Source organism: Pseudomonas cannabina (genome assembly GCF_900100365.1).
Lineage (GTDB): Bacteria > Pseudomonadota > Gammaproteobacteria > Pseudomonadales > Pseudomonadaceae > Aquipseudomonas > Aquipseudomonas cannabina.
This window is the reverse complement of record NZ_FNKU01000001.1, coordinates 3,353,942-3,371,938: the sequence shown is the minus strand read 5'-3', so window position 1 is coordinate 3,371,938 and position 17,997 is coordinate 3,353,942. Positions and strand designations below refer to the sequence as shown.

Genomic DNA, 17,997 nt, shown 5'->3' with positions numbered 1-17,997 from the left:
GAGCCTAATCACAAGAACGGAACGTATCAACGTTGAGTCCAAACCGGCTCATTTTGTTGTACAACCCGCCGCGCGATACATTCAGCCGTTGAGCAGCCAGGCGGATATTTCCGCGCGTGTCTTTCAGGGCGGCAATGATCGCATTCATCTCATAGGTGCCGAGGTCCTGAGCCATTCGGGGTTCGGGCGCCATTCCCCTCGTCGAGGGTCGCCCACTCTGTCTGATTTCCAGCGCCAGATCGCTCGGCTCGATCAATTCGGTCATTGCCAGGTTGGTCGCTCGCTCATTGACGTTTTCCAGCTCGCGAACATTGCCCGGCCAGTGATAGGTGCCAAGAATATCCAGCGCTGCGGGTGAAAAGTCCTGCATCGACTTGCGCAACGACCGGGCACAACGCGCCAGAAAATGCCGTGCCAGCAGCGGCACATCTTCGCGGCGCATCCGCAATGGCGGCACCGTCATATTCAGCACGTTGAGTCGGTAGTAAAGATCCTCACGAAAGGCGCCCTCGGCCACCGCCTGGCTCAGGTTGCGGTGAGTGGCGGCGACGATACGAACGTTGACCCGCAGAGATTTTTTCGCCCCCACGCGTGTGACTTCACCTTCCTGCAGCACGCGCAGCAAACTGACCTGCGCATCAAAGGACATGTCACCGATTTCGTCCAGAAAGATCGTTCCTCCATCGGCTAATTCGAATTTGCCTGCCGAACCACCCCGAGCCGATCCGGTGAAAGCACCTTCTACATGACCGAACAGCTCGCTTTGCACCAGTTCGCGGGGAATGGCTCCGCAATTGACCGCCACGAAAGGGCCCGCACGCCGGTCGCTGGCATTATGGATTGCCTGGGCGAACAGTTCCTTGCCAGTGCCGCTCTCACCGAGAATCAGTGTGGTCGAATCACTGCGACTGGCTATGCGAGCCAGATGCATTGCATCCTGAATCGCCTGAGAGCGGCCCAGGATAGTTTCGAAGGTGTAGCTGGCCTGAGTGCCGATGATTCGCCGGGTGATTTCCCGAATACGTCGGTTCTCGCGCAACGATACAATCCGCCCGCCTTGCTCTAGCGGGCAGACCGACACCAGGCACGCCAGATGACTACGGTCGTGCAGCTCGAAGGTGCAATCCAGGTCCCGCACCCCTTCCTGGCTGCCGAGCAGGACTGAGTCGGTTAACTCGCTCTGCCCCAGGCTTTTGAATGGACTGCCGAGCAGGTCGCGGCCAACGCGGAACAACTGTCGGGCGTAATGGTTGAGCGCTTTGATACAGCCCTGATCATCCAGTACCACCAAGCCCTCGTTGAGCACTTCAAGTACAGTCTGTTGCTCTTCCAGCAAGGCTTGCAGCGCCATCTGCCGCGAAACCGCCTCGGCGGCCGACTGGACAGTACCCAGCGTGTGGAAATGAAACCAGCCAGGCTCTGCCGTCAAGGTCAACATACCCAGCGTCCTGCCCTGGGCATCACGGATTGGCGCGGCGGCGCAATGCATGCGGCGCTGACGCAGGCCAAGCCCGAAGTTCTCCTCGGCGAGCACATAGACCAAACGATCTTCGATGATCGCCAGCCCGGTACAATTGGTGCCCTGCACCGACTCCAGCAGTCGACTGCCTACGGGGGTCAGGTCAAGGCCACAGAAATACAATGTCGTGCCTTCGGCATCGGTCAGGTTGATATGGCCTTTGGGGTTATAGGCGAGTAAACCTCGCATGACTTGCGCCGCTACTGTGATCAGCACCCGATTGGCTGCCTGCGTTGCATCGAGCTCGGTGGGCGTCACAAAACGGTATTCACCATCCTCTGGATCAAGCCCGGCATTGACGCTGCGCAACCAGGACCCCCAAACCACCTGCCTGATGCCTGGAGGACGATCGATCGCCCCCTGCAAGCACGCTTGCCAGGCTTGATCCAGCGCGCTGCCCGGTCCTGCGTTTAAAGAAGCCGGGCCTAATGCTGTGAGGTAATCACGGTCTTCGGCACTTAATTCGGCAGGTGGCTGATTCATCACTCAACTCTATGTCGATATTTTTGACATGCCAGTATAGACATGTCATCAAAATGAACACTGTTCAATCCAGATAAATAAATAAAACCTTAAATATCAATGAATTACTTATTGGCACAGTGATTGCTCCCTGCATAAACAGACGAGGACTTTACCGCCGAGTCATAAAAACAATAAGGGAGTCATTTTCATGAGTGCAACCAGGATCATCCGCCTTGGCCTCATCGGCGCTGGTCGCATGGGTAGCTTTCACGGCCTTAGCGCCGCCCGTCATGTTCCCGGCGCGAGCCTTACCGCCATCGCTGACCCTACCCCCGGCCAGGCTGAACGCCTTGCGGCAGAACTTGGTGTGCAGAAGGTCTACACCGATCCTCAGCAATTGCTCGATGACCCGGATATCGACGCCGTGCTGATCGCCGCTCCGGCCCGCAGCCATGCCGAACTGGTCATCAGTACGGCCCGCGCCTGCAAAGGCGTCTTCTGTGAAAAGCCGATGGCGATCACCCTCGACGAAGCTGATCGCGCAATCAGCGCTGCGGCCGATGCACGAGTGACGCTGCAAGTCGGCTTCAACCGTCGCTTTGCCAAGAGCTTCCGCACCGCTCATCTGGATGTAGTTGCCGGTCGGATCGGTACGCCACAACTGCTGCGTTCGCTGACCCGCGATCCTGCTCTGAACAATCCGGCAGCGTCACCGCAATGGGTGATTTTTCTGGAAACCCTGATCCATGACTTCGACACTCTGCGCTATCTGAATCCAGGTGCAGAAGCGGTTGAGGTGTTTGTGATGGCTGATGCCCTGATTGCACCAAGCTACAAAGAGAAAGGATTTCTCGATACGGCGGTGGTCACGATCCGATTCGACAATGGTGCCATCGCCACTGCCGAAGCCAGTTTCCAGGCGGTCTATGGCTACGACGTTCGGGGCGAAGTGTTCGGCAGCGCAGGCATGCTGACGATGGGGAATGTCAACGACTCAGACCTGCTCCGGTACCTGGCCAATGGGGTCCAGGCCGATACCCAGCGCATGGATACCGACTTGTTGCGTGATGCGTATGTAGCCGAGCTCAATCACTTCGTTCACTGTGTTCGCAGCGGAGAAAGACCGTTGGCTAGCGGCGAAGACGCACGGGCGGCACTGGCTATCGCCCGCGCCTGTATCGAATCTTTTCAGCAGGGCAAAACGGTGCGTGTGCAAGGAGCTCTTTCATGAGTTTGACACCGTTCAAACTGGCGATCAGCGCCGAAATGGTCTTTCTTGATTTGCCCTTCATCGAGCGTGTCAAACGCATCCATGCATTAGGTTTCAGCGTTGAGATATGGAACTGGACGAGCAAAGACATTCAGGCCCTTGCGGCGACCGGCGCGGACTTCACCTCCATGACCGGCTACATCTCCGGCAACCTGACCGAGGCTGATGGTATCCGGCACCTGCTGGACAGCGCACAGGAGTCCCTGGCGGTTGCCGCGCAGTTGGGTTGCCCAAGTCTTAACCTGCATGGCACCGGTCTCGGTGACCAGGGCTTGCCGGTTAAACCGGTCACTCAGACCACCGGGCGCATGTGGTTGAGTGCATGCCAGACGCTGGAAAAAATCGCTCGTCTGGGTGAAGACGCGGGTCGGGTGTTCCTGCTGGAAAACCTCAACACTGAAGTTGATCATCCGGGCACGCCGTTCGCTCGCGCTGACGATACCCTAGCGTTGATCGAGGCCGTGGGCAGCCCGCATCTGAAGATGAACCTGGACCTTTATCACGCACAGATCGGCGAGGGAAACCTGATCGAACTGATTCAGCGCGCTGGCAGCGCCATCGGCGAAATCCAGGTTGCCGATGTTCCCGGGCGCATGGAGCCCGGCACCGGCGAAATACACTATCCCGCGATTGCCAGGGCCTTGTTCGGTATGGGGTATAGCGGTGTTGTCGGCCTTGAAAGCTGGGCCAGCGGTGATAGCGAGGTCGCGCTTGAGCGTTTCAGGCAGGCCTTCACGCTTGAGGGGTAACCTCATCGTTTCAACGAATACCACTCGTAAGCAATACACCTTTTTATCTCTTGATGACGTTTCAACCTATAACAACAAAAGGAAAACCATCATGCGTCGTTGCACACTGCTTTTCGCCACCCTGCTAGTGTTTTTAAGTCAATGGGCCGTCGCCGACTATCGCATCGGCGTAAGCATCGCCAGAGTCGACGACAACTTCATGACCTACGTGCGTAACGGGCTGGCTGACGCCGCTAAAAAGGAAAACGTGCAGATTCAGTTTGAAGACGCCCAAGGCGATGTAGTGCGCCAACTTAACCATGTCCAAGGCTTTCTCAACCAGAAAGTCGACGCGATTATTGTCCTGCCGGTGGACACCTCCGCTACGGCGAACATCACGCGCGCCTCGGTCGAGGCGAAGACACCGCTGGTTTACGTCAATCGTCACCCGGACGAACGCAACCTGCCCAAAGGCGTCGTTACAGTGGCCTCCAATGACATTGAGGCCGGGCAGTTACAAATGCGCTACCTGGCTGAAAAGCTTCGAGGCAAAGGCAACCTCGCGATCATCATGGGTGACCTGGCGCAAAACGCCACCCGCGACCGCACCGAAGGCGTCAAACAGGTACTCAAGGATTATCCCGGGATCAAGATTGTCGAGCAGCAAAGTGCCGAGTGGCAACGCCACAAAGGAATGGACCTGACCAGTAACTGGTTGCTGGCTGGTAGTCGTTTCGATGCCATCGTTGCCAACAACGACGAGATGGCTATCGGTGCAGCTATGGCGTTGCAACAGGCCGGTAAAGCCAAAGGCGAGATTGCGATTATCGGAATCGACGGTTTGCCTGACGGTCTGGCGGCAATCAAGCGCGGAATGCTGGTCGCTTCGGTATTCCAGGATCCCAGAGCCCAAGCGACCAGCGCGGTGCAATCAGCGCTCAAGATGATCAAGGGAGAGCCTGTAGAGACGGACGTATGGGTGCCGTTTCAGTTGATCAGGCCCGAGCAGTTGACGGTGTTTGAACAATATTACAAGTAGTGGCAAGGTCAACACTTCGCCGCGGTCCCGGAAGGGATCAGCGGTGATCCGCAAACCCTGATACAGCTTCGACTGTTCCTGGTGAGCAACACTGCACGCTACCTCTAAGTAAGTAGAAGGGAGCAGGCCGCAGCTTCCTTGGGCAGGACAAGGTTGGGTCATCGCTGATGCCAGAAGGCTTGGAAATAAGGGGCTAACACTGAGGTGATATGGAGCGGGTAGAGGGAATCGAACCCTCAACTAAAGCTTGGGAAGCTTTCGTTTTACCACTAAACTATACCCGCTCTGAGACGCGCGTTGAGCGGCTGACTTTGTACCAGAACCCTGCCCTGATTTGAAGCGCTAATTTCGCTGCGTAGCGGTTTTTCTGTTGATTTTCGCCCTGAAACCAACCGCCCGCTGAAGACATTCCGCAGATGGCGGTGGCTCCCTGCGCGGTTTCAAAAGGTCAGGGTCGGGTGGCTCTGGGTCTGGTGATAGCCGTTGCGCGACACGTGTTCCGGTTGCAGGAATGTCATGAGCACCTGTTTCGAGTCGCGGCTGGCGGCTTTGTGTTCCATGTCCAGAAAGTGCCCGGTGGCGTCGATGGTGCTGAAGCTGCAATCGCGCAAGTACCTGGAGAAGTTGGTCGCGTCGTTTGCGGAGGTGTATTCGTCCAGGGCGCCATTGATGAACAGCACCGGAGTGTTGATGTTTTTGCCGGCGGTCAGGTAATTGTCCGGATCGAGTTCCAGTGCCTGACTGAAGTGGTAATGCATCTGGTCGTACTCGTGAGTCTCCAGATTGCTGATATGCCGGAAATTGAAGCGCTTGAATAATTCCGGCAGATGCTTGCCCACGGTGCTGTTGATCAAGTGGCCCATGTCGTAGCGGTTATGCGCGCCCAGGTGCGTGATCCCCTGACGCAAGTAGTCATGCATCTTCTCGTTGATGACCGGGGAAAACGAACTGATGACCGCGCTTTCGATGCGCTTTGGTCGGTGCGCGAGTGCCACCAGCGTGGCTGCGCCGCCCCATGAGAAAGACAGCACGTGCTCGGCGTTGAAGTGATCGATCAGTTCCAGCAGCAGCTGGCCTTCCTGTTCCCGCGTCAGTGGCGTGCCATGCAGGTTGTGCGGCTTGGACTTGCCCGAATAGGGTTGGTCGTAAAGCACCACATTGAAAGCCGGATGCAGGCTGCGCACGGTCTGGGCAAATGATGCGGTGGTGGCCAGTGAGCCGTTGACCAGAATGATGGTCTTCGCGGCGGCGTCGGTGCGATAGAACTCGGTGTAAACCCGAAACTGTCCTTGTATGTCCAGCACTGCTTTTTCTGGCGACATAGGTATAACTCCTGGGGTAAACAGGTGTGCGTTGCAACGACGTTGCACGAGTTTCGTGACAGGCAAGCGATAGCCTATTAAAGGCCCAGGTTGATCCTGACGAGCGGGTCGACAGGTCTTGTTATTGGCGGGCAGTTTGTCGTGGGCCAGGTAGCGCGCATGACAAAAGATTTCTTGGAATAGGGATGTGTCGTGTCAGCCGCGTGTGCACTGACATGTCGAGTCAAGCAGGCGATCAGCCATCTCGCAAGTGACTGCCAGCCTATCCGCCAGACGGTCATTACCTTCAGAACAGGCTGATTTCCGGTGCATGCAGCGCGCGGTAATTGCCCGGCTCAAGCGTCGGGTCGAGCAATAGTTCACCCACGCTTTCTCGATGCAGTGTCACGACTTTGTTGTCGAAGTGGCCGAACATGCGCTTCACCTGATGGTAGCGGCCTTCGGTGATGCTCAAGCGTGCGCAGCGCGGCCCCAGCAAGGTCAGTTGCGCCGGTTGGGTGGTGATGTTCTCGAAAGAAAAATACAGACCTTCGGCAAATCTGGCCGCGTAGCGCTCGTCGATGATCTGCTCGGTCTCGACGTAATACACTTTTGCCAGCCGGGTCTGCGGCTGGGTGAGACGGCGCGACCATTGGCCGTCATTGGTGATCAGCATCAGCCCGGTGGTGTTGAAATCCAGCCGTCCGGCGATATGCAGCTCGCGCCGGTCAGGCTCGTCCAGCAGGTCGATGACCGTCGGGTGTTGCGCATCGACCGTCGCGCTGACGCAGCCTTGCGGCTTGTGCAGCATGAAGTAGCGCGCGGGCTTGCCCGCCTGAAGGATTTCTTCGTCGAAGACCACGCAACTGAATTCCCGCACTTCGTGATGCGGATCGGTGGTCGTCAGCCCGTCCACTTTCACGTGTCCGCCGACCAGTGCCAGACGCACGTTTTTGCGGTTGAAGCGCGGCAGGTTGCTCAGGAAACGATCAAGACGCATGGCTGAAGTGAGGCAAGAGAGAGCGGGCGGGCATCTTACTACGTGCCCTGACGGACGGGTTGCCCGGGCGCGGCGTCCTCGACCCCGGCGCAACGCGGGCAGAGGCAGGACTGGTTGCGGATTTCGTCAGGCAGTGCAGCAAGCAGCGCCGGATCGATGCGCTCGGAAAAGCACCAGCAAGGCTGATCCGCCGTGCGTGGATCGGCCAGGCTGCATCGGTTGCTGAAGCCGCACACGGGGCATAGCGCGGTGTCGGGAAGGGCGGTGGTCATGTCGGATGTGGGCGCCATGCTGGATGATCGGTGCGGTCGGTTCAGGCCATATTAGCAATCACCGAACCCGCTGTCGGCGCATGATAGACGGGCGCGCGGCCCAGCAGGGCCGACACCGCGGCACATCGGCAATGCACCAGCAGGATTCTGTCGTAATGAATGCCTTGAATGGACAGGCTGTCGAACAGGTCGGCCAGCGACGGCGGGGGCATGCCGAAGCGATTGCGCACGGTCAGCACATCCATCGGCGTCGGCGGCAACCAGCCGCGCAAGGATGACGCCTGGGAGTTACCGACCACGCGTGCGATTTCGTCATAGGTTTCGTCCGATGCAGTCTGAAACTTGGACAGGCTGTAATTTTTCAATCTGCCGGGCAGCGAAGTGCCTGCGATGAGTTTGTCGGTGATGAGCAGCGAGTCCAGCGTTGTGGGTTGCATCACGCTATTGAGCGCTGTGTTCGAGCGTGCGAAAGGCCGGGCGTTCTTGTTGACGACGCGGTGCAGCCTGGGGTCCATCAGTTCATAGCCATGCGGCGCGTAAGTGCGAATCTCCGTGCCGTTGGGGATTGTTACGGTACGCGTCCACGGCGTGTAGTACCCGTGAGTGCTGACCACCAGGGTGCGCGCCTGACCTCTGTCAGACGTCCATAACAAAAACCTCCGGCCCAGTTTCCAGGCATGTACCGGCATCCGGTTTGGCGATGTGGCAGCGGTGATGGTCCAGCGCTTGAGCAGCGCGTCGGTGTGAAAGAATTTTTCCAGCCGGGTCTGGCGCGGCGGCACAAAATGCCTGCGCAGCGGCTGGGTGCCCGGCGCTCTGCCGGTCGTGGTTGCTGTGATCGGGGTGTTGCGCGCGGCAGGTTTGGCGATTCTGTGCAGTGAGCGCAGCAGCCGTGGGGTGTGCGGAGCCAGTTGTAACAAGCCCACTGATAACGTGGTCAGCAGCGCCTGGTTTTTCTCCGCGTAACGCCTGCCCGGCAGCTGTGTTGCGGCAATGGTCAGCGCCGTGATGCCGAGCTCGGTCGCCAGCACGGCGACAAACGCGGGTGTGAGTAGCAGGGACATGGGCACCAGCAGACGCTGCAAGTGCTGCAACCGGTCTGTCCAGTCCGCCAGCGAAACCTGCGCCGAGGTAACGATCTGATCCTTCGCATCATCCAGCGCGTTCTGTTTGAGGTGTTGCTGCAAAAAAGCGAACGGTGTGTCTTCCAGTTGTTTTTCACACAGTGAATGGTGCATGGCCTGTCGTGTGTCCGGGTTGTACAGCGCGTCGGTCCATGGGCGCAGGATCGAAACGGGTGGAGTGGGCGCCTGTGTGCCGCCCCACAGTTTGAACAGGTAGTCGAGCCGCGGGTGGTGACGGCTGGGTACGTAGCGCATGACCGTTTCACGCCACTGCGGATCGGCCGTTTTCCGGATCAGGTGCTGTTCCAGCGCCTTGTCATCGGCACATTCGATGAACGCCTCGGCGTGGCCCGCTTGATAGAGCACTTTCAGTGTGCCCGTTTGTTCGAGCAACAGCAGGCCGGTGTACTGATGTTCCATACCGTCGATCATCGAGCCCTGAACGAAAAAACCCAGCGCCCGCCATGGCTGCTGTGCAGCGGGCGCGATACTTTCCACTACCAGATCGAAGCCTCTGCGCGTGAGACTGCCCCGCTTGAGACTGAGCAGTGCCTGGTTGATAAAGGCTGATCTGAACGCCTGTTCGATGCTCGTTTTCTGCTGGCCCCAGAAGTCATGGAGGCGCCGGGTCATCCAGGTCAGGAAATCGAACGTGTGGATGTAGTCCTCGAGTGCCTGCGGGCTGATCTCCAGCAGCCGGCCCCGCTCACGGTCGCCAAGCCCGGTAGGGTCGAAGAAGACCACCGTGCTGCCGCCGTGATCGATATAGCCTGCCGGATGATCGACTCGATAATGGCTGACCAGCGCTTCGCTCAGGCTGATCGGTTTTTCGTCGGGGGCGTGAACGTAGGTAGGCGGCACGCGAGGATCGCCCAGCGGTCTGGTCGAATAGCCGGGCTGATAAGCGATGAAGACATGCTCGGGGTTGAGTGTCAGCCCATGACGTTCCTGTAGATAGCTCGCCATGACCTGCGCAGCCATTGTCGAAGCCACCGGTAGCTGCTCCAGAATGGCCGGTCGTGTCTGCCACAGGTCGATCGCGCCCGCCAACGTCAGGCTGCGCGCCACGGACCGGAGCAGATCGGTGCTGTCGCGGGAATTATTGCCAGGCAGAAAACCGGCGAATGAAGCCTGCGTCAGTGTGTCGAACACATCGCCTTCGATCAGTGGGGCGTCGGCAACAATGCCTGCATGGTGCTCAAGCGCGAGCAGTGCGTGGCCGTAGAACCCTGACGCATTCATGGCCGCCAATAAACGACCGGTCATGTAGCGCGGATCATCGCTGATGTATTCGATGACCTTGCCCTTTGTCCCGAGTAGATGAATGAAGCAGTGCGACGTGGTTTTTGACCTGACCTGAAAGATCCCCGGCACCTGTTCGCCGTTCAGCGAGAGTGCTCGAACCTCGGACTGTTCACCGCGTCCGCCTTTGTCCAGCGTCTCTGTATCGACCGGGAAATTGCTCAACCCCAAGGCGTCCAGCGCCAGCCAATAGCCGTCCCGGCTGATATGCCGGTGGGTGTGCCGCGCGGCCAGTTGGTCGAGAAAAGCCAGCCGCGACAAGCTGCGCCAAGTGGCCTTGTGCCGGGTCTGGAATGCTTCCAGCGCGGCGCTGTAATCACCCTCCAGAGGCATCTCGCCAATCCACTTGAAGACCTGCGCTGTTGTCAGCGAGGGAGCGTCTTCGGACAGTGACGTATCGCTAATGGCGCTGCGACACAGGGCCACGAAGTACGCGGGTTCGAAGCAGGCCAATGCCACGTCGGTCAGCGACAGGCTGACGCTGTAGCGTTCGTTGCCCTGATCGTCCACAGCGGGTCGATCCTCGCTGCTGAAGGTGATCTGCAAGGCGTCCGGGTCAAGCACCTTGCCACTTTTTTGCAGCAGCAGTGTGATCAGTTGATGGCGAACGTAATCCTGGCGGGTCGGCGGAAAATCCATGTCCAGCTGACAGGCCTTGAGAAACAGCGCCGAGTCGGCAATCAGCCGGAAGCCAGGGCTGTTGCGCAGGGTCTTGAGTTGGCGTTCGACAGGCTGCGCGACGTCTTGCGGCTCATGCGCTTCGGGTGAGGTCGGGCGTTTGGGTTCTGCGGACGGAAAAAGGGCGGTCGACTGCGCTGCCAGCGTTGATGCGTTAAGTGTGTCATGCCTGAGGCTGCTGTGCTCAGGGCGCAGAACACTGGGTTGTTCCAGCAGGTAAGCGGACGGATCAAACAGCGTGTCCTGACGAAGCGGACTCCAGAAGGGATTCATGAGGGGCCGTCAAAATGAAAAGAGGCCCACTATGCCGGAGAGCGTGCGTTTGAAGGCCATAACTATGTATCGCGACCCTGCATCGCGCAAGGCAGCACGCCTGAGCACGCTGCCTTGTCTGTTTACTGTTGTTGCAGGTGTGCCCGCCAGCCACCGAGATGACTGATGTCCTGCGCACCCTCCAGACCATAGGCTTCGCAGATGAAACCGGTTTCCCAGCGCCCGTCGGCCAGTTGCACTTTGCCCAGCCCGAGCGGCGCAGGGATGCCGGCCAGAAACGAGCCAAGCTCGGCGCTTGGCAGCTCCCAGATTTCTACGGCAATTGCCACGCCGTCCTTGGCCACACGCACCATGCCGGGCCGGAACGGCGGGCCACCGGCCAGTGCGTACAGGCGATAATCGGCGGAGCTTTGCGTGGCCTCCAGCAGTCGGCCGCCACGTTGTTTGAGCTGCCCGTTCAATGCCAGGCCGTCGAGGTGCGCGCCGCACACCACCAGCCGCGCCAGGTCATTGCGCGCGGCGGTGGTCGGGGCGGGCAGCGAAGGGCGGTCGCCGCCAATCAGCGGCAGGGCGGTTTGCCGTTGAAAGGCGTCTGCCAGACTGAGCAGGTATTGATCCGTGAACGCTCTGCCGAACAGCGTGACGCCCCACGGCAGGCCGTTGTCCATGAACGCGCCGGGCACGGCGATGGCAGCGTAATCAAGCAGGTTGACGAAGTTGGTGTAGTAACCCAGTTCCGAGTTGCGCAGCACCGGCTCGGCGGTCAGTTCTGCCGAGGTCACCGGGCGTCCGATGCTGGGCGTCACCACGCAATCCAGCCCTTCGAGCGCCCGGTCACAGATCACTTTCAACGCTTGCAGGCGGTATTGCGCGCGAAAGGTGTCGACGCCGCTGACCGAGGGCGCCTTGCCCAATACGGCTCGAATCACCGGCAGTACGGCCTCGGGATTGTCTTCCATCAACTGCCCGGCAACGCTGTAACGCTCGGCCACCCAAGGGCCTTCGTACAGCAACCGCGCCGCTTCCAGAAAGGGTGAAAGGTCCACGCTGACCGCTTCGCCACCCAATGCAGTGAGGCGGTTGATGGCATCGCCGAACAACGACGGTCCTTGAGCGCAGCCAAAGAACTCCAGATCCTCGGCACGTGGTACGCCGAAGCGAAACGGGCGGGGCGCGCCGAATGCCGAGGCGTCGTTCCACTGTGGGTTGCGGCGCCTGTACTCGTCGCGCGGGTCAAACCTGGCGATCAGCCCCAGTAACTGGCTGGCTTCTCTCGCCGTGGCGGTGAAGGTCGACACGCAGTCCTGGGTACGACAGGCCGGTACGACGCCCGCTGTGGAAATAAGCCCTTTGCTGGCCTTCATGCCGACCAGATTGTTCAGCGCCGCCGGTACTCGCCCCGAGCCTGCGGTGTCGGTGCCCAGCGAGAAACTGCTGACCCCAAGCGCGACGGCCAAGGACGAGCCGGAGCTTGAACCGCCCGATGGGTAGTCAGCCAGAACGCTGTTGGGGCAAGCGCCGTAGGGCGAGCGACTGCCGTTCAGGCCAGTGGCGAACTGGTCCAGGTTGGTCTTGCCCATCGGCACGGCGCCCAGCGCGATCAACTGCTCGACAACCGTCGCCGAGCGTTCGGGTGTGTAGGCGTAGTCCGGGCAGGCGGCGGTGGTTGGAATAGCGGCCAGATCGATGTTGTCCTTGATCGCGAAAGGCACGCCGTAGAGTGGCAGATCCTTGAGTTCACGACCTTCCAGCGCGACGAGATAAGGTTCCAGTTCAACCGCGCTGAGCAGGTGAATGAACAGGTGATAGTCGGGATTGAGCGCAGCGGCTTTTTCCCGCAGGGCCAGGATCAACTGGCGCGGCGACAGATGGCCAGACTGGTAGGCCGCGCGCACGGTGTCCAGGCGCAGGTTGTTCGGCAGAGCGGTGTCGTTCATGACAGGATTCCCTCGACATTGAAAAGTTGATCGGTTCCGTCTGCTGCCAGCACCACGACCCGCTGCCCTGCGCGGACCGCCGAGCCGGGTTGCACCCTGACTTCCTGCACCACGCCGCCGACCGGTGCGAGGAGCGGGATTTCCATCTTCATCGACTCCAGAATCACCAGCACATCACCCGCTTCGACCCGCTCACCGGGTTGCACCTGCACTTGCCAGAGGTTGCCTGCGATATGGCTGTCGATGCCTTGCTGGCCTGGCTGTAAGGGCAACTCTTCGCTGCTTGGCGCAGCGCCTTCGTCATTCTGGAAGTCTGCCTGGCCGTTGGCGATCCAGCGTTCGCGTTCAGCGTTGAAGGCCGATTGTTGCTGGGCTCGAAATGCTGCGATGCCGTCGGCTTCGCGGGTCAGGAAGGCCTGGTAATCGGCCAGGTTCAGGGTGCTGTGTTCGATTTTCAGTGCAAAGCGGCCGAGCGGAAAGTCACGGCGGATGCGCAGCAGTTCGTCGGCGCTGACCGGGTAGAAGCGAATCTGATCGAAGAAACGCAGCAGCCAGGGTTTGCCTTCGAATGCGGCCACTTCGCGATAGCGGTTCCACATCTGCAACGTGCGGCCGACGAATTGATAACCGCCGGGGCCTTCCATGCCGTACACGCACATGTAAGCGCCACCGATGCCGACCGAGTTCTCCGCTGTCCAGGTGCGTGCCGGGTTGTACTTGGTGGTCACCAAGCGATGGCGCGGGTCCAGCGGGGTGGCGACCGGCGCACCGAGGTAGACGTCGCCCAGGCCCATGACCAGATAGCTGGCGTCGAACACCGTGCGTTGTACTTCGTCGAGGTTGGGCAGGTCATTGATGCGGCGGATGAATTCCAGGTTGCTCGGGCACCACGGCGCGTCCTTGCGCACGGTGGTCATGTATTTCTCGATGGCCAGCTGGCAGGCCGGGTCATCCCAGGAAAGGGGCAGGTGGACGATGCGTGAGGCGACGTGCAGGTCTTTCGCCGCGCACACGGCGTCCCATTCGCCAGCAATAATGTCGAGTAGTCGCCTAAGCGGCAGTTGCTCGGGGCGATAGTGAACTTGCAGCGAGCGAATGCCCGGCGTCAGGTCGATCACGCCCGCCAGCGATTTGGCTTCCAGCGCCAGCATCAAGGCATGGCCGCGCAGGCGCAGCACCAGATCCAGCTCGGGCGCACCGATTTCCAGCAGTAGATGGGTGTCGCCCGACAGCCGCGCAACGAGGCGTTTGTCGTCCTGACCGATGTCGAGAATGATCGGGCTGGGCAACTTATGTAGGAACGAGCCGACACCTTGTGGGAGCGAGCTTGCTCGCGAAGAGGCCGATGCATCCGATGTGTTTTCTGTGTCTGAACTATTGCCTTCGCGAGCAAGCTCGCTCCCACAGTTGTATAAGGAGCCTTGTGGGAGCGGACTTGTCCGCGAATGGGCCGGTACATCCGGTGCATTTTTTGTGTATGGAATATCGGCTTCGCGAGCAAGCTCGCTCCCACAGGGGTGTATGGGGCCTTGTGGGAGCGGACTTGTCCGCGAATGGGCCGGTACATCCGGTGCATTTTTTGTGTATGGAATATCGGCTTCGCGAGCAAGCTCGCTCCCACAGGGGTGTATGGGGCTTTGTGGGAGCGGACTTGTCCGCGAATGGGCCGGTACATCCGGTGCATTTTTTGTGTATGGAATATCGGCTTCGCGAGCAAGCTCGCTCCCACAGGGGTGTATGGGGCTTTGTGGGAGCGGACTTGTCCGCGAATGGGCCGGTACATCCGATGCATTTTTTGTGTATGGAATATCGGCTTCGCGAGCAAGCTCGCTCCCACAGGGGTGTATGGGGCTTTGTGGGAGCGGACTTGTCCGCGAATGGGCCGGTACATCCGATGCATTTTTTGTGTCTGGAATATCGGCTTCGCGAGCAAGCTCGCTCCCACAGGGGTGTATGGGGCCTTGTGGGAGCGGACTTGTCCGCGAATGGGCCGGTACATCCGATGCATTTTTTGTGTCTGGAATATCGGCTTCGCGAGCAAGCTCGCTCCCACAGTTGTATGTGGAGCCTTGTGGGTTCATCGCCGCGTGACACGACTCGACACTCACTGGATAAAACCGCACCCGGTCTCCAGCCTTCACCTGCCCCAGTTGCCACAAGTCCGCTTCGATGATGGTCACCGGGCACACAAAGCCGCCCAGGCTCGGGCCATCCGGGCCAAGGATCACCGGCATGTCGCCCGTAAAATCCACCGCGCCGATCGCATATGGGTTGTCGTGGATGTTGGACGGGTGCAGACCCGCTTCGCCGCCATCCGCACGAACCCATTCCGGCTTGGGCCCGATCAGGCGTACGCCGGTGCGGCTGGAGTTGAAATGCACCTCCCAGTCGGTAGCAAAAAAGGTCTCGATATACGCTTCGGTGAAGTATTCCGGCGCAGCATGCGGGCCATAGATCACTCGAATCTGGCGAACCTCTTTCAGCTCATCAAGCTCTTCATCGGCAATCCGCTGGCCCGCATTGCGGTCAACCAAGGGCGCGATATGCAGCACGTCACCGGCGCGTAACGCCCGGCCGCCATGCCCGCCGAACTGGCCGAGGGTGAAGGTGCTTTTGCTGCCCAGGTAATCCGGCACGTCCAGCCCGCCGCGCACGCACAGGTAACTGCGCACGCCTGCCCCCGCGATAGTGCCCAGCGACAGGGTCGACCCTGCGCGCACCAGTAACGCGGTGTTCATGGCGCAGGCTTCGCCGTCCAGTGTGATCGGGATCTGCGCGCCGGTCACGGCGATCACCGCATCGGTGTTGAAGCGCAGCAGCGGCCCGCTCATGGTGATTTCCAGCGCGGCGCAGCCTTCGGCATTGCCCAGCAGCCGGTTGCCCTGACGCAAGGCGCGGCTGTCCATCGGCCCGGACGGCGGCACACCGACCGCCCAGTAACCCAGTCGACCGGGATAATCCTGCACGCTGGTGTGCGTTCCGCCGCTCAGCACTTCAAATGTATCAGCGTGATACACCAGACCTTCCAGGCAGCGCGTCCACGGCTGACCGCTGGCGAAAGGTGCATCGTCGATGATCTGGCGCAGGTAATCGCGGTTGGTCTCCACGCCATACAGGCGCGTTTCGTGAAGCGCGGCAGCCAGCCCGGCGCTGGCCTGATCGCGGTTCGGCGCCCAACTGATCAGCTTGGCGATCATCGGATCGAAATACGGCGGGATCTCGCAACCGGCTTCCACCCAGGTATCAATGCGCAGCCCAAGGCCATCGGCAGGCGGAAAGCTGACAGCGGTCAGCAGGCCGGGGCAGGGCTGGAAGTCACGGCCCGGATCCTCGGCGTACAGCCGCGCCTGAATGGCATGGCCAACCGGCTTCAAACCGGCCTGCAACTGATCGAGCGGCGGCAGATCACCGGCGGCCAGTTGCACCATCCAGCTGACCAGATCGACGCCCCACACCTGCTCGGTTACACCATGCTCGACCTGCAGGCGCGTGTTCACTTCCAGAAAATAAAAGCGCTGATCTTCGCTGTCGAACACAAACTCGACGGTCCCGGCGCTGCGATAGTTGACCGCTCTGGCCAGCTTGATGGCCGCCGCGCAAAGCTCATCGGCCATGCCGTCCGGCAGGTTGGGCGCCGGGGTTTCTTCCAGCACTTTCTGGTTGCGGCGCTGTACTGAGCAGTCGCGCACGCCGAGGGCCAGCACCTCGCCCTGACCATCACCGAACACCTGCACTTCCAGATGGCGGGCGCGCTCAATGTATTTCTCGATGAACACGCCCGCGTCGCTGAAGTTGTTCTGGCCCAGACGTTTTACCGCTTCGAACGAATCCGCCAGCTCTTCGGCGCTGCGGCACACGCGCATGCCAATGCCGCCACCGCCTGCAGTGCTTTTGAGCATGACCGGATAGCCAATGCTGCGCGCGGCTGCGATGGCGGCTTCCAGGCTGTCGAGCAATTCGGTGCCTTCCAACAGTGGCACGCCATGTTGTCGGGCCAGCGCGCGGGCGGTGTGCTTGAGGCCAAACACGCGTAGCTGCTCGGGCGTCGGGCCGACGAAGGCGATACCGGCGTCCTCACAGGCTTGGGCAAAGCCGGCGTTTTCAGAAAGAAAGCCGTAGCCGGGATGAATGGCTTTGGCGCCGCTGGCGTTGGCGATGGCGAGGATCTTGTCCACCGCCAGATACGTCCCGGCCGCACCGCCTTCGCCCAGGCTGTGGGCTTCGTCGGCCTGCATCAGGTGCAGGCTGGCAGCGTCGGCTTCGGAATACACCGCCACGCCTTTGACCTGCAAGGTGCGCAGGGTCCGCAGGATGCGGCAGGCAATGGCGCCACGATTGGCAATCAGCAGTTTGTCGAACATGGCATAACCCCGGAAACCTGGCTGAGCCCGGTTTCGTGATGGGAAGCGGGCCGTCCCGCTATTGATCTATCTACGCAACGGTCGTCCGTTGCTGAGGGCGGTCGCCGGGTCAGTCGCGAATCAGCAACTGCGCGGGCGTCGGGTTGTAGCCGTTGCAAGGATTGTTGAGCTGCGGGCAGTTGGAAATCAGCACGATCACGTCCATTTCGGCGCGCAGTTCGACGTATTTGCCGGGTGCGGAAATACCGTCTTCGAAGGTCAGGCCGCCGTCGGCTGTCACCGGCACGTTCATGAAGAAATTGATGTTCGGCCCGATGTCGGTCTTGGTCAGGCGCCCGTCGTGCAGGCAGGCACGCAGGTAGTTGTCGCGGCAGCTGTGCATGTAGCGTTTCTCCAGGGCGTAACGCACGGTGTTGCTCTCTTGGGCGCACGCACCGCCCAGCGTATCGTGGCGACCACAGGTGTCATCGATGATGGTCAGCATCGGCTGGCCGAGGTTGGAAAACAGCACGCTGCCGGTGGTCAGGTAAACGCTGTTCTGCCGCCGCAAAGTACGCTGCACGTCGTAGCGTTCACGCGGGTTAGCGAGGCTGAAAAACAGCGTGTCGACCGCCTGATTGCCTTGCAGATCGAGAATGCGCACGGTCTGCCCGGCCTTTACTTCGGCCAGAAACGGCTCGCCGGCCGGAATGGTTGCGTCGCAGCAATGATGATTATGAGCGTTCATG

Annotated in this window: 11 protein-coding genes and 1 tRNA gene; 3 read left to right on the top strand and 9 right to left on the bottom strand. The window is 60.1% G+C overall.

Annotated elements, in window-relative coordinates:
* Positions 1-4: 4 nt before the first annotated feature.
* Entirely contained in the window at positions 5-2,002 is a 1,998-nt protein-coding gene (locus BLT55_RS15860; RefSeq protein WP_054998555.1) for a sigma-54 interaction domain-containing protein, read from the bottom strand.
* Positions 2,003-2,192: 190 nt separating this feature from the next.
* Here BLT55_RS15860 and BLT55_RS15855 point away from each other — a divergent pair, with 190 nt between their 5' ends.
* From BLT55_RS15855 to BLT55_RS15845, 3 genes are all read left to right on the top strand, one after another.
* The gene (locus BLT55_RS15855) at positions 2,193-3,215 is read left to right on the top strand and encodes a Gfo/Idh/MocA family oxidoreductase (RefSeq protein WP_054998556.1); all 1,023 of its coding nucleotides are present in this window, start codon (positions 2,193-2,195) and stop codon (positions 3,213-3,215) included.
* Positions 3,212-4,003, top strand: a complete 792-nt coding sequence (locus BLT55_RS15850; RefSeq protein WP_054998557.1) for a TIM barrel protein — start codon at positions 3,212-3,214, stop codon at positions 4,001-4,003. The genes BLT55_RS15855 and BLT55_RS15850 overlap by 4 nt, the downstream gene beginning before the upstream one ends.
* A gap of 91 nt (positions 4,004-4,094) precedes the next feature.
* Complete coding sequence (locus BLT55_RS15845) at positions 4,095-5,021, top strand: sugar ABC transporter substrate-binding protein (protein WP_054998558.1); 927 nt, start codon at positions 4,095-4,097, stop codon at positions 5,019-5,021.
* A gap of 210 nt (positions 5,022-5,231) precedes the next feature.
* Here BLT55_RS15845 and BLT55_RS15840 read toward each other — a convergent pair.
* The 8 genes from BLT55_RS15840 to BLT55_RS15805 form a co-directional block, all read right to left on the bottom strand.
* A tRNA-Gly gene (locus BLT55_RS15840) sits at positions 5,232-5,305 on the bottom strand.
* Between the two features lie 156 nt (positions 5,306-5,461).
* On the bottom strand, positions 5,462-6,343 hold the full coding sequence (locus BLT55_RS15835) for an alpha/beta fold hydrolase (protein WP_054998559.1): 882 nt from the start codon (positions 6,341-6,343) through the stop codon (positions 5,462-5,464).
* 286 nt (positions 6,344-6,629) lie between these two features.
* Positions 6,630-7,322 (bottom strand): 16S rRNA pseudouridine(516) synthase, encoded by a 693-nt coding sequence (locus BLT55_RS15830; RefSeq protein WP_054998560.1) that lies wholly within the window; start codon positions 7,320-7,322, stop codon positions 6,630-6,632.
* A gap of 38 nt (positions 7,323-7,360) precedes the next feature.
* Positions 7,361-7,594: a cysteine-rich CWC family protein gene (locus BLT55_RS15825; RefSeq protein ID WP_007248820.1), complete on the bottom strand. Its 234-nt coding sequence runs from the start codon at positions 7,592-7,594 to the stop codon at positions 7,361-7,363.
* Positions 7,595-7,635: 41 nt separating this feature from the next.
* Positions 7,636-10,971, bottom strand: a complete 3,336-nt coding sequence (locus BLT55_RS15820; protein ID WP_054998561.1) for a dermonecrotic toxin domain-containing protein — start codon at positions 10,969-10,971, stop codon at positions 7,636-7,638.
* A 122-nt stretch (positions 10,972-11,093) separates the two neighbouring features.
* Positions 11,094-12,908 (bottom strand): allophanate hydrolase, encoded by a 1,815-nt coding sequence (gene atzF / locus BLT55_RS15815; protein ID WP_054998562.1) that lies wholly within the window; start codon positions 12,906-12,908, stop codon positions 11,094-11,096.
* Positions 12,905-17,269, bottom strand: a complete 4,365-nt coding sequence (locus BLT55_RS15810) for a 5-oxoprolinase/urea amidolyase family protein (protein ID WP_074800630.1) — start codon at positions 17,267-17,269, stop codon at positions 12,905-12,907. The genes atzF and BLT55_RS15810 overlap by 4 nt, the downstream gene beginning before the upstream one ends.
* A gap of 109 nt (positions 17,270-17,378) precedes the next feature.
* Entirely contained in the window at positions 17,379-17,996 is a 618-nt protein-coding gene (locus tag BLT55_RS15805) for an urea amidolyase associated protein UAAP2 (RefSeq protein ID WP_055000576.1), read from the bottom strand.
* Position 17,997 lies beyond the last annotated feature (1 nt).

Bases quoted from the DNA above. Each gene is read 5' to 3' on its own strand.
- BLT55_RS15845 (WP_054998558.1), top strand. From the start codon at position 4,095: ATGCGTCGTTGCACACTGCTTTTCGCCACCCTGCTAGTGTTTTTAAGT.
- BLT55_RS15850 (WP_054998557.1), top strand. From the start codon at position 3,212: ATGAGTTTGACACCGTTCAAACTGGCGATCAGCGCCGAAATGGTCTTT.
- BLT55_RS15835 (WP_054998559.1), bottom strand. From the start codon at position 6,343: ATGTCGCCAGAAAAAGCAGTGCTGGACATACAAGGACAGTTTCGGGTT.
- BLT55_RS15820 (WP_054998561.1), bottom strand. From the start codon at position 10,971: ATGAATCCCTTCTGGAGTCCGCTTCGTCAGGACACGCTGTTTGATCCG.
- atzF (WP_054998562.1), bottom strand. From the start codon at position 12,908: ATGAACGACACCGCTCTGCCGAACAACCTGCGCCTGGACACCGTGCGC.
- BLT55_RS15810 (WP_074800630.1), bottom strand. From the start codon at position 17,269: ATGTTCGACAAACTGCTGATTGCCAATCGTGGCGCCATTGCCTGCCGC.
- BLT55_RS15855 (WP_054998556.1), top strand. From the start codon at position 2,193: ATGAGTGCAACCAGGATCATCCGCCTTGGCCTCATCGGCGCTGGTCGC.
- BLT55_RS15825 (WP_007248820.1), bottom strand. From the start codon at position 7,594: ATGACCACCGCCCTTCCCGACACCGCGCTATGCCCCGTGTGCGGCTTC.
- BLT55_RS15805 (WP_055000576.1), bottom strand. From the start codon at position 17,996: ATGAACGCTCATAATCATCATTGCTGCGACGCAACCATTCCGGCCGGC.
- BLT55_RS15830 (WP_054998560.1), bottom strand. From the start codon at position 7,322: ATGCGTCTTGATCGTTTCCTGAGCAACCTGCCGCGCTTCAACCGCAAA.
- BLT55_RS15860 (WP_054998555.1), bottom strand. From the start codon at position 2,002: ATGAATCAGCCACCTGCCGAATTAAGTGCCGAAGACCGTGATTACCTC.